Annotated in this window: 12 protein-coding genes; 1 reads left to right on the forward strand and 11 read right to left on the reverse strand. The window is 72.0% G+C overall.

All coding sequences use genetic code 11. The features are described from left to right. Positions 1 to 47 precede the first annotated feature (47 nt). The 11 genes from ACFZBT_RS01230 to ACFZBT_RS01280 form a co-directional block, all read right to left on the reverse strand. Positions 48 to 1,595 (reverse strand): alkaline phosphatase D family protein, encoded by a 1,548-nt coding sequence (locus ACFZBT_RS01230; RefSeq protein WP_391097496.1) that lies wholly within the window; start codon positions 1,593 to 1,595, stop codon positions 48 to 50. A 168-nt stretch (positions 1,596 to 1,763) separates the two neighbouring features. After that, on the reverse strand, positions 1,764 to 3,332 hold the full coding sequence (locus ACFZBT_RS01235) for a VCBS repeat-containing protein (RefSeq protein ID WP_391097497.1): 1,569 nt from the start codon (positions 3,330 to 3,332) through the stop codon (positions 1,764 to 1,766). Between the two features lie 76 nt (positions 3,333 to 3,408). After that, entirely contained in the window at positions 3,409 to 4,845 is a 1,437-nt protein-coding gene (gene obgE, locus ACFZBT_RS01240; RefSeq protein ID WP_391097498.1) for a GTPase ObgE, read from the reverse strand. A gap of 106 nt (positions 4,846 to 4,951) precedes the next feature. Next, the gene (gene rpmA / locus ACFZBT_RS01245) at positions 4,952 to 5,206 is read right to left on the reverse strand and encodes a 50S ribosomal protein L27 (RefSeq protein WP_215121439.1); all 255 of its coding nucleotides are present in this window, start codon (positions 5,204 to 5,206) and stop codon (positions 4,952 to 4,954) included. 14 nt (positions 5,207 to 5,220) lie between these two features. After that, positions 5,221 to 5,541: a 50S ribosomal protein L21 gene (gene rplU / locus ACFZBT_RS01250; protein ID WP_010041937.1), complete on the reverse strand. Its 321-nt coding sequence runs from the start codon at positions 5,539 to 5,541 to the stop codon at positions 5,221 to 5,223. 228 nt (positions 5,542 to 5,769) lie between these two features. After that, entirely contained in the window at positions 5,770 to 9,876 is a 4,107-nt protein-coding gene (locus ACFZBT_RS01255; protein WP_391097499.1) for an Rne/Rng family ribonuclease, read from the reverse strand. 259 nt (positions 9,877 to 10,135) lie between these two features. After that, positions 10,136 to 10,918 carry a TIGR03936 family radical SAM-associated protein gene (locus ACFZBT_RS01260; RefSeq protein ID WP_391097500.1) on the reverse strand — a complete coding sequence of 261 codons (783 nt, stop codon included), beginning with the start codon at positions 10,916 to 10,918 and terminating at the stop codon, positions 10,136 to 10,138. A 48-nt stretch (positions 10,919 to 10,966) separates the two neighbouring features. Continuing rightward, complete coding sequence (locus ACFZBT_RS01265; RefSeq protein WP_391097865.1) at positions 10,967 to 12,139, reverse strand: hypothetical protein; 1,173 nt, start codon at positions 12,137 to 12,139, stop codon at positions 10,967 to 10,969. A gap of 44 nt (positions 12,140 to 12,183) precedes the next feature. Then, a complete protein-coding gene (locus tag ACFZBT_RS01270) occupies positions 12,184 to 12,651 on the reverse strand; it encodes a GNAT family N-acetyltransferase (RefSeq protein WP_391097501.1) in 468 nt (155 codons plus the stop codon). Next, positions 12,651 to 12,881: a helix-turn-helix domain-containing protein gene (locus ACFZBT_RS01275; RefSeq protein ID WP_391097502.1), complete on the reverse strand. Its 231-nt coding sequence runs from the start codon at positions 12,879 to 12,881 to the stop codon at positions 12,651 to 12,653. Before ACFZBT_RS01275 ends, ACFZBT_RS01270 begins: the two co-directional genes overlap by 1 nt. After that, a complete protein-coding gene (locus ACFZBT_RS01280) occupies positions 12,881 to 13,378 on the reverse strand; it encodes a DUF2975 domain-containing protein (protein WP_391097503.1) in 498 nt (165 codons plus the stop codon). Before ACFZBT_RS01280 ends, ACFZBT_RS01275 begins: the two co-directional genes overlap by 1 nt. A 134-nt stretch (positions 13,379 to 13,512) precedes the next feature. Between ACFZBT_RS01280 and ACFZBT_RS01285 the strand changes: the two genes are divergently transcribed. Next, positions 13,513 to 14,202 carry an ANTAR domain-containing protein gene (locus ACFZBT_RS01285; RefSeq protein WP_391097504.1) on the forward strand — a complete coding sequence of 230 codons (690 nt, stop codon included), beginning with the start codon at positions 13,513 to 13,515 and terminating at the stop codon, positions 14,200 to 14,202. Positions 14,203 to 14,289: the final 87 nt, after the last annotated feature.

The raw sequence follows: 14,289 nt of genomic DNA on the forward strand, positions 1-14,289 counted from the left end.
GACTCCGATGAGTCCCAGGCTCCCGTCAGTCCGGCGGTCGAAGACTGTCAGACCACCTCGACGCCCGGCCGGCCCGCCTCGACCCGCAGCCTCGCCAGTGTGCTCGGTACCGAGGTCGGCTGCCGTACGGTGTCGACCACCCTCACCTGCGCGTCGATGCCGTCACGGCGGACGTCGAAGAGGTGGTAGCCGCGGTGCGCGTCGAGCAGCTTCCAGTGCGGGTTGTCCGGACGCCGCGGGTCCCACTCCTTGCGGAAGGCCTCCTGGTCCTGGTCGCCGTTGCTGGAGATGGAGGTGCCGACGAACTCGGCGCCGACGACCGCGGAGTCCGGGTCGGCGTAGTCCTCCTTGAGGTCGCTGATCATCGTCAGATGCCGGTCGCCGGAGAGCACCACGGGGTTGCGGACCTGCTTGAACTCCTGGGAGAACTGGTTGCGTTCGGCCTGGTAGCCGTCCCAGGCGTCGTAGAACCAGAGCTTGCCCTCGCCGACCTTGAGGTCCGTCTCAGCCATCATGATCTGGGAGGCGATGAGGTTCCAGCGGGCGGGCGAGTTCTTGAGCCCGTCCAGCAGCCACCGTTTCTGCTGCGCGCCCAGCATGGTCAGCGACGGGTCCTGGGCCCCGGCCTGGCTGGTGGCCTGGTCGCTGCGGTACTGCCGGGTGTCCAGGACGTTGAGCCGGGCCAGGCGGCCGAACTCCAGGCGGCGGTGCATCCGGATGTGCGGTCCGTCGGGGACGGCGGTGGCGCGGACCGGCATGTGCTCGTAGAACGCCTGGTAGGCCGCGGTCAGCCGGGCCACGAACGCGTCGTGCGGCTGCTTGTCGGGGTCCTGCGGGATCTCGCCCGCGAAGTCGTTGTCCACCTCGTGGTCGTCGAAGCTCACCACGAAGGGCGCGTTCGCGTGCATCGCCGCGAGGTCCGGGTCGGTGCGGTACTGGGCGTACCGGTTGCGGTACTGGACGAGGCTGAAGGGCTCACCGGTGCCCTCGTGCCGTCGTACGCCCGTCGCCGAGGGCGTGGACTCGTAGATGTAGTCGCCGACGAAGACCACGACGTCGGGGTCCTGATCAAGCATGTCCGCGTATGGCGTGAAATAGCCGTGCTGCCAGTTCTGGCAGGACGCGAGGGCCATGCGCAGGGAGCCACCGGAGCTGTGGGGGTGGGGCGCGGTGCGGGTGCGGCCGGTGGGCGAGAGCTGCCCGCTGGTGCGGAAGCGGTAGTAGTACGCACGGTCCGCGCGGAGCCCGCGTACGTCCACGTGAACGCTGTGCCCGTACTCGGGCCGGGCCTGGGCGGTGCCGCGTCGGACGAGCTTTCTGAACCGGTGGTCCTCCGCGAGCTGCCACTCGACCGGCACCACCCGGTCGGGCATGCCCCCGCCGTTCAGCGGGTCGGGGGCGAGCCTGGTCCACAGCACGATGCCGTCGGGCAGCGGGTCACCTGAGGAGACGCCGAGGCTGAACACACCGTCGGGCAGCGGCGTCTCGGCCGCGCGGGCGGCGGCCGGAAGCCACAGCTGGGCGGAGGCGGCGGCGCCTAGCACCGCGGCGCCTGCGGTCAGAAAGCGGCGTCGGTCGGGCGATCCTGCTGTCATCGGCTGACTCCCTTACCTCGCTGGCCACTTGGACACTGGGAAGCTTCACGCTCGCGGGCGACCCGCCCGCTGAACGTCGGGGTTCACGTACATGACAACTAAGCAGACAAAAAGAGACTCGCCGCCAGCATCGGAACAAGCCGTTGCTGGGGCGAGTCTGACAGGTGATCAGCCGGAGAAGCCGGTGCCGAGCCGGGCGTCTGTGGCGGTGGTGCCGAGGAGGGTGTTTCCGAAGGTCGTGGTGCCGTTCGGGCTCACGACGGTGGTCGGTCCGGACCGGAAGTACCAGACGGACCCGGCGTTGCCGTTCTCCCCCGGCGCGCCGGCGGCCACGTCGGCCAGGCCGTCGCCGTTCGCGTCGGCGAGGTGGACGGCCTTGCCGAAGGTGTCGCCCTTCTCGGCGGCACCCGGCACGTTGGGCGTGTCCTGCGTGACCACCTGGGCGCCGGTGCCGGTGAGCCCCTTCGCGGTGCCGCGCAGGACGACGACCGCGCCCGCGTCGGCCACACCGCCCAGGTTCTCCCCGGGCAGCCCGGTCGCCACGTCCGGGTAGCCGTCGCCGTTGACGTCGGCGACCCGGACATCGGTCCCGAAGCCGTCGCCCGCCTCGGCGCTGCCGGGCACGCCGGGGCTGTCCTGGTTGAGGTGCGCGGCCCTGGTGCCGTCCGGCCCGTTCGAGGTGCCCGGGATCCAGGTCACCCGGCCGCCCTTGGCGGCGGGAGTGTCGAGGTCGCTGTCGTACCCGGTGACGGCCCGGCCGACCACGATGTCGTCGACGCCGTCCTGGTCGACGTCCCCGATGTCGAGGTTCTCACCGCCCTGGATCCGGTAGCCGTCGGCGCCTTCCACGGTGGTGTACGGCTTCAGTCCCTGCCGGGAGCCCGGCCAGTACACGACCCGGCGGGCGTCCCACTCGTCGCCGTCGTTCTGGGTGGCGGCGACGTCCGTGACACCGTCGCCGTCGACGTCGCCGGTGGCCAGGTCGAGGATCCGGCTGTCGAACTCGTCCTTCACGACCTGCTCGCCGTGGGCCGTGGAGCCGTCCCGGGAGAACGGGCCCTTCAGGACCCGCAGATCGTGCTGGTTCTGCACGGTCACCAGGTCCTCGGCACCGTCGCCGTCGACGTCCCCGAGGACCAGACCCGCCTGATTGTTGATCCCGTCGTACTCCTTGCCCGTGGCCACTACCGCACCACCGGACAGGCCCTTGGGACCGCCCCACAGGACCTCGACCAGCCCGGATTCGGCACCGCCGTCGGCCGTGTCCTCGCCGCCGACGCCCACGACCAGGTCCGCGTATCCGTCGCGGTCGAGGTCGGCGGTGTCGAGCGCGCCGCCGAACTCGTCGTCCGTCTCGGCGCTGCCGGGCACACCGGCCGTGTTCTGGCTGAACACCTGCCGCTTGGTGGTGTTCAGCCCGTTCGCCGTGCCGTAGATGACGGCGACGTAGCCGGCGCCCTTCTTGCCGCCGACGGTCGCGGTCGGGGCGGCCACGGCGAGATCCGCGTAGCCGTCGCCGTTGAAGTCGTCGTGGGGCTTCGTCGCGGCGGACTCGGCGGCGCCTGCCTCGGTGGCGGCGTGCGCGGCCACCGGGACGGTGACGGCGGCAACGACGGCGATCGCCGCCGCTACTCCGAGACCGCGGCCGATCCCGCGCTTGCTCGTGGACTGGGGCACGTACGTCAACTCCGTTGATCGCATGGGCAGGTGCTGCGCGGCGAGGAACAAGATCCTCATCCGCTCTGCCCTCTACGACACCCCGGAGAACGACTTGGTTGCATCAAAGTCGGTCGCGAATTTGCGCTTTGTTAACTCAGAACGGCTCGAAGTCGTCGAACTCCTGCTGCGCCTCGTCCCTCTCGGCCTGCCGGTCCCTACGGCGCTGCGCCGCCGGGCGCTCCCCCTCGAACCGGTGGTCCTCGCCCCGTCGGCCCAGCATCTCCGCCCCGGCCGTCAGGGACGGCTCCCAGTCGAAGACGACCGCGTTGTCCTCGGGTCCGATGGCGACGCCGTCGCCGCCCCGGGCACCCGCCTTCACCAGCGACTCTTCGACACCGAGCCGGTTGAGCCGGTCCGCCAGGTAGCCGACCGCCTCGTCGTTGTTGAAGTCGGTCTGCCGCACCCACCGCTCGGGCTTCTCGCCGCGCACCCGGAACAGGCCGTCGGCCTCGCGGGTCACGGTGAAGCCCGTGTCGTCCACGGCCTTCGGCCGGATCACGATCCGGGTGGCCTCTTCCTTCGGCTTCGCCGCCCGGGACGTGGCCACGAGCTCCGCGAGTGCGAAGGACAGCTCCTTCAGCCCCAGATGCGCCACGGCCGACACCTCGAACACGCGGTACCCGCGCGCCTCCAGATCGGGCCGCACCATCTCGGCCAGGTCCTTGCCGTCCGGTACGTCGGTCTTGTTCAGGACGACGATCCGCGGGCGGTTGTCCAACCCGCCGTACTGCCGCAGCTCCTCCTCGATGATGTCGAGGTCGGAGGCCGGGTCGCGGTCCGACTCCAGCGTGGCGGTGTCCAGGACGTGCACGAGCACGCTGCACCGCTCCACGTGGCGCAGGAACTCCAGGCCCAGGCCCTTGCCCTGGCTGGCGCCGGGGATCAGCCCGGGCACGTCGGCGATCGTGTACACGGTCGAACCGGCCGTGACGACACCGAGGTTCGGGACGAGCGTGGTGAAGGGGTAGTCGGCGATCTTCGGCTTGGCGGCGCTCAGCACCGAGATCAGGGACGACTTGCCGGCGCTCGGGTACCCGACGAGCGCCACGTCGGCGACCGTCTTCAGCTCCAGGACGACGTCCCGCAGGTCCCCCGGCTCGCCGAGCAGCGCGAAGCCGGGCGCCTTGCGCCGCGCGGAGGCCAGCGCCGCGTTGCCGAGCCCGCCCCGGCCGCCCTGCGCGGCGACGAAGGACGTGCCCTGTCCGACCATGTCGGCGAGGACGTTGCCCGCCTTGTCCAGCACCACCGTGCCGTCCGGCACCGCCAGCACCAGGTCCTGGCCGTCCTTGCCGGAGCGGTTGCCGCCCTCGCCGGGCTTGCCGTTGGTGGCCTTGCGGTGCGGGGAGTGGTGGTAGTCGAGAAGCGTGGTGATCGACTGGTCGACGGTGAGGATCACGTCCCCGCCGCGACCGCCGTTGCCGCCGTCCGGTCCGCCCAGCGGCTTGAACTTCTCACGGTGGACGGAGGCACAGCCGTGGCCTCCGTTACCCGCGGCGACATGCAGCTCGACGCGGTCCACGAAGGTGGTCATGGGATGTGCCTCCAGTTACGTACGGGGTGTTCTCTGAGAACCAACACGCGAAAGGCGGACCCGCTTCCCGTGAGGGAAGTGAGGTCCGCCTCGCGAAAGCTTCCGGTCAGGCGACCGGAACGATGTTCACGACCTTGCGGCCACGGTGGGTGCCGAACTGCACCGAACCGGCGGCCAGGGCGAACAGCGTGTCGTCGCCGCCACGGCCGACGCCGGTGCCCGGGTGGAAGTGGGTGCCACGCTGACGGACCAGGATCTCACCCGCGTTGACGACCTGACCGCCGAAGCGCTTCACGCCGAGCCGCTGGGCATTGGAGTCGCGACCGTTCCGAGTGGACGATGCGCCCTTCTTGTGTGCCATTTCTCCTCAGTCCCTTACTTCGCAGCCGCGGGGATCTCAGTGACCTTGATCGCCGTGTACTGCTGGCGGTGGCCCTGGCGACGGCGGTAACCGGTCTTGTTCTTGTAGCGCAGAATGTCGATCTTCTGGCCCTTGTGGTGGTCCACGACCTCGGCCTGGACCTTGATGCCGGCCAGCACCCACGGGTCGCTGGTCACGGAGTCGCCGTCGACAACGAGCAGGGTCGAGAGCTCGACCGTGTCGCCAACCTGGGCGGTGGAAATCTTGTCAACCTCAACGATGTCGCCGACAGCAACCTTGTGCTGGCGACCACCGCTGCGCACGATGGCGTACACGCGGAACTCTCTCTCGCTCGGGGAAACGGCACCCCCGCAGGCCAGCCGCCCGACTCAGCGAGCAGCCTCTCCTGGGCGCCCGGCGCCCGGAGGGTGAGGTTTACGGGGATGTGACGCGTCATTCGACACGCCGACGGTCAAGGTTACGGGGCCCCGGCCAGGGGGGTCAAACCGAGGCCGGTCCGCCGCCTGTGCGACCGGTCACGCCGGTCGCACAGGGGCGGGATGTCAGCCCTCGTCGGTGGAGGCCGAGACGGAGGACGCGGACGACACCGTCTGCTCCGCCGCCACGGTCTTCTTCGACGCGGTCTTCTTCGCGGCGGTCTTGGTGGTCGCCGCCTTCTTGGCCGTCGTCTTCTTGGCCGCGGTCTTCTTCGCGGCCGTCTTCTTGGTGGCGGCCTTCTTCGCCGTGGCCTTCTTCGCCGTCTTGCGGGCCGTCTTCTTGGCCGGAGCCGGCTCCTCGGCGGTCTCCGGGGTGGCCTCGGCGGCGGCCGGGGCCGCGACGTCCGACGCCCCCTCCGCGGCCGACGAGACGACCACGACGGCCGCTTCCTCGGAGGCGGTGGACGCGGTGGGCTTGCGCACGGCACGGCGCCGCGGACGGGCCGGGGCGGCGCTCTCGGCGGGCGCCTCGGGCGTCTCCGTGGCCGGCTCGGGCGCCTCCGCGGCCTCGGCTGCGGCGGGCGCGGTCTCGGAGACCGTCACCACGGTCGCCTCCGCTCCCGCCGGAGAACCGGCCGGAGCCGACACCTTGCGCGTCGCCCGCCGACGGCCACGGCCCTTGGGCGCGGCCTCCTCGACGGCCGGAGCCTCTACGGCGGCGGCCGGGGCCTCGACGACCGGGTCCTCGACGGCCATCGGCTCGGCCTGCGCCTCGGTGGCCGGCTCCGGCTGCACCGGACGGGCGACCTCCTCGGCGGCGGTCACGTCCTGCGCCGTCGGTACCTCGGCCTCGGCCTGCTCGGCCTTCCTGCCCTTCCTGGCCTTCGGCTCCGCCGTCTCACCGCGCGGCGCACCCGCCGGAGCGGACGCCCGCCTGCTCGCCCGGCGCCTGGTACGGCCGCGTCCGGCCGCGGCCTCCGCCTCGGCGGCGCTGCTGTACAGCTCCTCGTCGGGCTCGAAGGACGGCTCGGGCAGGGCGATCGGCTCGGCGATCTCGGCACCCACCTCCGCCTCGGTCTGCGCCTCCTGCTCGGCGGTCTCGACGGCGGCCGCCTCGTGGACGTGCGGCTGCTCGGCGGCACCGGCACGCGCGCGCTTCTTGCGCTTGCCGCCGCCTCCGCCGCCGGCGCCGGTCGGCTGCTCCATGTGCACGATGACACCGCGGCCGTTGCAGTGGACGCAGGTCTCGGAGAAGGACTCCAGCAGGCCCTGCCCGACCCGCTTGCGGGTCATCTGCACAAGCCCCAGCGAGGTCACCTCCGCCACCTGGTGCTTGGTCCGGTCCCGGCCCAGGCACTCCAGCAGGCGCCGCAGCACCAGGTCCCGGTTGGACTCCAGCACCATGTCGATGAAGTCGATGACGATGATGCCGCCGAGGTCGCGCAGCCGCAGCTGGCGCACGATCTCCTCGGCCGCCTCCAGGTTGTTTCTGGTGACGGTCTCTTCCAGGTTGCCGCCCTGACCGGTGAACTTGCCGGTGTTGACGTCGACGACGACCATCGCCTCGGTCCGGTCGATCACCAGCGAACCGCCGCTGGGCAGCCAGACCTTGCGGTCCAGGGCCTTGGCGAGCTGCTCGTCGATCCGGTACGTGGCGAAGACGTCGACCTCGGAGGTCCACTTCGACAGCCGCTCGGCCAGGTCGGGGGCGACGTGCGAGACGTACCCGTGGATGGTCGACCAGGCGTCGTCACCGCTGACGACGACCTTGGAGAAGTCCTCGTTGAAGATGTCGCGCACGACCCGGACGGTCATGTCCGGCTCGCCGTAGAGCAGCGTCGGCGCGTTGCCGCTCTTGGCCTTCTTCTGGATGTCCTCCCACTGCTGCTGCAGTCGCTCGACGTCCCGGCGCAGCTCGTCCTCGCTCGCGCCCTCGGCCGCGGTGCGCACGATGACGCCCGCGTCCTCGGGGACGATCTTCTTGAGGATGGTCTTCAGCCGGGCCCGCTCGGTGTCGGGCAGCTTGCGGCTGATGCCGGTCATGGAGCCCTCGGGGACGTACACGAGGTAGCGGCCCGGGAGGGAGACCTGGCTGGTCAGACGGGCGCCCTTGTGCCCGATGGGGTCCTTGGTGACCTGCACGAGGACCGACTGGCCGGACTTCAGGGCCGACTCGATGCGCCGCGGCCCGTTGGCCATGCCGAGCGCCTCGAAGTTGACCTCACCGGCGTACAGGACGGCGTTGCGGCCCTTGCCGATGTCGATGAAGGCGGCCTCCATCGACGGCAGCACGTTCTGGACCTTGCCCAGGTAGACGTTGCCGACGTACGAGGTCGACTGCTCCTTGTTGACGTAGTGCTCGACGAGCACGTTGTCCTCGAGGACGCCGATCTGCGTACGGTCGCCGTGCTGGCGGACGACCATCACGCGCTCGACGGCCTCGCGGCGGGCCAGGAACTCGGCCTCGGTGATGATCGGGACGCGGCGGCGGCCCTGCTCGCGGCCTTCGCGGCGGCGCTGCTTCTTGGCCTCCAGACGGGTCGAGCCCTTGATGGACTGCACCTCGTCGGACGGCTCCGCCTTCGGCCTGGGCTCGCGGACCTTGACGACCGTGCGCTCCGGGTCGTCGTCGGAGGTCTCGGACTCGGTGCCGCTGTCACCGGCGCGGCGACGGCGGCGCCGGCGACGGCGGCTGCTGCTGGAGCCGCCCCCGCCGGACGACTCGTCACGGTCGGCGGCCTCGTCGGACTCCTCGTCCTCGTCGGCCGTGTCCTCGCCGTCCTGGGCCGCGGCGCCCTGCTCGGACTCCTCGTCCGTGGTCTCGTCGGAGTCGGCGGAGTCGCCACGCCGACGGCGGCGACCGCCCCGGCGACGGCGGCGGCGCGAGCCGCTCCCCTCGGACTCCTCTTGCTCGTCGGAGTCGTCGGAGTCCTCGGCGTCCTCCGACTCGTCGTCGGCGCTCTGGGCGGCGGCGGCCTCGGCGGCCGGGGCCTCGGACTCGTCGCCGGCACCCCGGCGGCGGCGCCGGCGGCGCGACCCGCCGGACTGCTCCTCCCGGGGAGCCTCGGCCGGCGCGGACGCCTCGGTCTCCTCGGGCTCGTCGGCCACGGCCGCCTCGGCTGCGGCAGCGGCGGCGGCCCGCTCCGGCGTCTGGAACTGGGGCTCGGTGAACACGGGCGCCTGGAACACGGCGACAGCGGGACGCGCGGGGCGCGCGGCCGACTCGCTCTCACCGTCAGCCGTGTCGTCGGCCGCGGCGGACTTCGAGGCCTTCGAGGACCTCGGGGACTGGGCGGGCTCGGCGAAGCCACTGGCGGCCCTGCGGGCGACCCGACGACGCCGCCGCGGGGCGGCATCCTCGGCGGCCTCGGCGGGCTCCGCGGGTTCCGCGGCAGGGGCGGCTTCGGCGGGGGCCTCCGGCGCGGGAGCGGCCTCGGAGGCGGGGGCCTCGGAGGCGCGGGCGGGCTCGGCGGCGGGGTTCTCGGTCACAGGTGCCTTCGCCTCCTCGGCGTTGCCTTCCGGCGCTCCGGCAGGCGCGGACACCCGCCGCGAGGCACGGCGACGGGTACGCCGGGGAGCGGCGTCCTCGGTGACCTCGGTGGACGCGGCGGCTGCGGTGGCCGCGGCGGCCTCGGTCTCTTCGGCGGGCCCACCGGTCGCGGCCGCCGGCTCCGGGGCACCGGACGCGGCCTGAGCCGTCTCGGGCGTCTCCGCCGGAGCCGCAGCAGGCGAGGTCACCGTGCGGGTCGCACGACGCCGGGTACGCCGGGGAGCGGCGTCCTCGGACACCGCGGCGGGGGCGGAGACCTCGGCCTGCTCCGACGCCTCGGAGCCGGCCGGAGCGGCGGCGGTCACCGGGACCACGGTCTCGGCGGCCTCGGCGGCCGCCGGGGTCCCGGCAGGTGCGGACGCGCGACGGACGGCCCGGCGCCGCCTGGGAGCGGCGGGCGCGGCCTCCTCGGCGCTCTCGGCGGCCTGCGCGGCCTCGGACGTCTCATCCGCCTCGGCGGCCGCGTCCTCGGCGGCTTCCACGACCTCGGTCGCGAGTTCGTCGGGATCGGCGGCCGGTATGGCCGGCGCGACGGTCTCCACCGGGGCGTCGGAGGAGCCGCCGACGGGGGGACCCGCCGGGCGGGACGCGGCACGCCGCTGCCGACGAGGCGGCAGGGTGTCGCTGGGGGTGTTCTGTCCGGAGCCCGTTGAGGACTCTGTGGGTTCGGTCGGTTCGAGCATGCGGGCTTTTCTCCCGTCAGGCTCCCGGGCGCCGCGCCTGGTCCGGCGATGCCGGTGACGTCCGCGGCTCGCGCTGTGCGCGTCGCCGCCGTCCGGGGCGCGGGCGCCGCACGGGAGCTCTCCGTGTCCTGTCTCGCCGGTTCCGTACGCCGAATGCGTACGGCCTGGCGAAAGTCTGCTGGTCGGTACGCTGCCCGACCCAGGTGGCTCCCGAGTCCGAGGGCGGCGCTACGACGTCCGTCCCTTCGCGGAACCTTCCTTACGCCGGCGCCGTCGCGGCGGCAGTCGGTTCGGCCGTTGAGAGGGCCTCCGCTGCCTCGCGGTCGGGCGCGAGCGGGTCGGTCACCGTGCCGGTCTCTTCATCGAACAGCCCCTGCGCCAGCCTGGTCACCGCTGCGGGGACCGGCGGCGCCAGGTCGGCCACGGCGCGGAGACCGGACAGGACGTCGTCGGGTCGTACGGCAGGCGTCACGTGCCGAACAACCAGCCGCAGTATCGCACAGGGCTGGTCGGTCGGCCTATCAGCCTGGGAACTGTGTGTTTCTGTGAGGTCTGGGATCTCCAGGCTCACTACGGCGGCGCGGGCGTCGAAGGTGCGGATGCCGTTCTTGGCCTGGCGCTGGACCTCGACGGTCTCGGCGGCGGTGAAGGCGTCCGCCGCGCGGCGGGCCTCCTCCGGCGGCACACCGTCCAGCCGCAGCTCCCATACGGAAGCCGTCAGCCGGTCGGCGAGTCCCGAGGTGCGGGCCTCGACCGCCTCGACGATGTCGAGCCCGGTGGGCATCGACGCGTCGAGAAGGGCCCTGAGCCGCTCCGGATCGCGCGCTGCGGTGAGCGCGATCTCCAGGTATTCCGCCTCACTGCCCGTGCCGGTGGGTGCGGCATTGGCGTACGACACCTTCGGGTGCGGTGTGAAGCCCGCCGAGTACGCCATCGGCACCTCGGCACGGCGCAACGCACGCTCGAAGGCGCGCTGGAAGTCACGGTGGCTGGTGAACCGGAGGCGGCCGCGCTTGGTGTAGCGCAGTCGGATGCGCTGCACCGCGGGTGCGGGCGGCGGGCCTTCGGGCTGTCGCTTGCCCAGTGTCGTTCAGTCCTTCGTGAGAGCGGTCGTACTGCTACCAAGAGTACGTGTCCCGCGCCCCGATGGTTCCCCGCGGTCGACGGGCCGCGCTCGCCTCGGTTCGCCGAGGAGCATCCGCCGGAAGTCGGCACGCGCCTGCCGCGCGGACTCCCGGGCGGTGGCCAGGGCCTGCCTGGTGGCGCGGCCCACAGCGCGGGCGGCTTCCGCTGCGGGCCGCAGGACGGTGTCCCGCACGACGTGTCCGACCGGTTTCAGCACGCTGCGGTACACCCACCGCAGCGGCTCTACGAAAGCCCACCGGAAGAGGGTGGCGAGGAACCGCCCGACGGCGAGCGAGATGTGCCCGGCGACGCGCCAGGCGTGCCCGAGGGCGTCCCAGACCTCCCGTCCGATGACGGCGAGGACCCTCCCGACGGGGGCGAGAACCCAGCGCCAGAGGGCGAGCCCGGGCAGGACGAGCAGGATCCGGGTGATCCAGTAGAGGCCCGCTCCGATACCGGCGACAATCATGCTCACCAGCCACACCAGCCCCCTGCCGCACCAGGCGATCGCACGCCCGACGGGTGCGAGCACCCAGGTCCAGAGCCATACGCCGGGTACGACCAGGAGGTACTTCGCGAGCCACGCCAGGGCGGTCCAGACTCCGATGCCGATCGCGGCGAGCACGGCGCCGAGGCCCTTCAGGACCCACGTCACGGCATGCCCGGCCGGCGTCAGCAGATGGGCGTACACCCAGCCGAACGCCGCCCCGGCTCCCCGCGCGAGCCAGGCGATCCCGTGCCCTGCGGGGGTGAGCACGTACCGGTACGTCCACACCACAGGCACGACGAGGAGCACGTTCCCGAGCCACCCGAGGGCCTTGCCCACCGGCACGACGACATACCGCCACAGCCCGACGACGGGCCAGACGAACACCGCCCGCCCGAGCCACAGCAGCGCCCGCCCCAGCGGCCGGAACAGCACGTCGTTCAGGAACCGTCCGGCCACGACGAGCGCGTCCCACGCCATCCGCACGGGGACGACCAGCACGAGCACGACGATCCGCACGGGAATCCGGATCGCGACAGCGAGACACCCCTCGGGCGCCCCGGGTACGGGCGGCCCGGGCGATGCGGTCCCCTGTTTCCGCAGGTCGACTCGCTCCTCGGCCCCCTCTCGGGCCGGCTTCTCCAGATCCATACCGTCGTAGACGCCACAGCGCCCCGTCCGGATCCAGACCTGGCTCACGCGCTTGTGACCCGCGTCTGCAGCAGCCGGGGCGATTCCTGGAATCCACACCGGGCGTAGGCGGGGATCGCTCGCGAGGTGGAGTGCACGGTCACCCGTTCCAGCCCGAGCTCCCCGGCCTGGTCCAGGACGGCCTGGATGAGCTGCGCCCCGAGCCCGCCGTCCCGCGCCTCGGGTGCGACGTAGACGCACTGGACGTCCCCGGAGGCCCGCCGCGGTGCCTGCGGCGTGGGCACCCGTCGCACCACCACGAGCCAGGCCATGCCGATGACCACGTCGTCACGGACGAGCACCGTGCATCGATGCGACCCGGCGTTCTCCCCGGCCCATCCGACGAAGTGCTCCACGAACTCCTCGCGTTCGCCGACGGCCTCGCCGCCGTTCTCGACGAGCCAGTCCCATCGCAGTGCGGCCACGGCCGCCAGTTCACCTGATCGAGCCGGGCGGATCTCGATGTTCTCCATCAGGGCATTGTCCGGACCGCGACCTCGTCCGCCTCCCACCGCAGCAGATCCCCCGGCTGGCACTCCAGCACCTCGCAGAGCGCGGCGAGCGTCGAGAAGCGGACCGCCTTGGCGCGGCCGTTCTTGAGGACCGCCAGGTTGGCGGGGGTGATGCCGACGCGTTCCGCGAGCTCGCCCACGGACATCTTCCGTTTGGCCAGCATCACGTCGATGTCGACGGCGATCGCCATCAGATGACCTCTTCCAACTCGGCCCGCATCCGTGCCGCCTCGATGTCGCGCGCGACGGCCTGCGCGAGCAGCACGCGCAGCACGAGCACGACCAGCGCGACGCCCAGCACGGCCACGACCACCCCGCACAGCAGCAGGACCACCCCGGGAGCGACGGCCTCGCCGGGCGCGAGAACGACCGCGAGGGCGAAGACCAGCAGGGCGGCCGAGACGAACGCGCCGATCACGATGTGCACGTACCGGAAGGCGGCGGTGGAGAACACCGTCCCGCGGCGCACCATCGTCACCAGCCGCCACACGCAGACCACAACGACCTGGGCCGTCACGATACCGAGGATCGTGATCACGAGGATCGGGGTGCGGAGGTACGCGTAGTCCGGATTCAGGCCGTCCAGATCGACGGCCAGCAGCGGCACCATCACCGCCTGCACGAACAGCGACCCGGCGAGCAGCACGCCGAGCACCCCACGCAACGCCGCCACGGCCAGCTTCCCCATCACCACTCCTTCGATCGAGCTACGATGAAAATCTATCGACACTCGATAGATAGCGCAATGAGGCGGCCCTCACGTGGGAATCGTGACAACGTGGGCAGTGAGCACGCCGAGGCGACGACGGAAGGAGACCCGGAGTGGACTGGCGCGTGTTCGCGCAGCAGATGGCCTCCATGGCACGGGTCCTGCTCGCCCAGGAGTCGGTCGACGCCACCCTCGATCACATCACCGGTTCGGCCACGACACTCGTGCCGGGATGCGACGCGGCCGGCATCCTCCTCCTGCACGGCAAACGGGTGGAGACGCTCGCCCCCACCGCCGACCTGGTCGTCAAGAGCGACCAACTGCAGGAGCGCCTGGCGGAGGGGCCCTGCTTCGACGCGGCCCGCAGCGACACGGGGGAGCGGGTCTTCCGCATCACCGACTTCACCGACGAGCAGCCGCGCTGGCCCGCGTACGCCGAGCAGGCCCGTGACCTGGGCGTGGGCAGCATGATGGGCTTCCTGCTGTACACCGATGACGAGGAACTCGGCGCGCTCAATCTCTACTCCGGCCGTCCGGGAGCCTTCGCGGAGGACAGCGAGACCGCCGGGTGGCTGCTGGCCTCGCACGCCGCCATCGCCTTCGCCAGCGCCCGCAGCCACGCCCAAATGGAGCAGGCCGTCGCCACGCGTCACCTCATCGGCGAGGCCATGGGCATCCTCATGGGCAGCCACCGCCTCACCGAGAAGCAGGCCTTCGACGTGCTGCGCCGCTTCTCCCAGGAGAAGAACATCAAGCTCCGCGAGGTCGCCCGGCGTGTCTGCGAAGAAGGCCGCCTCGACTGACGGCTCCCCCGGCACATGGCTGAACCGGGGGAACCTGGGCCGGGCCGGTCCCCCGGGGGAGCGCCACCGACCCCGCCTTGTCTCAGC

This window comes from Streptomyces sp. NPDC008137, from assembly GCF_042957035.1.
In the GTDB taxonomy this organism is placed as follows: Bacteria; Actinomycetota; Actinomycetes; order Streptomycetales; family Streptomycetaceae; genus Streptomyces.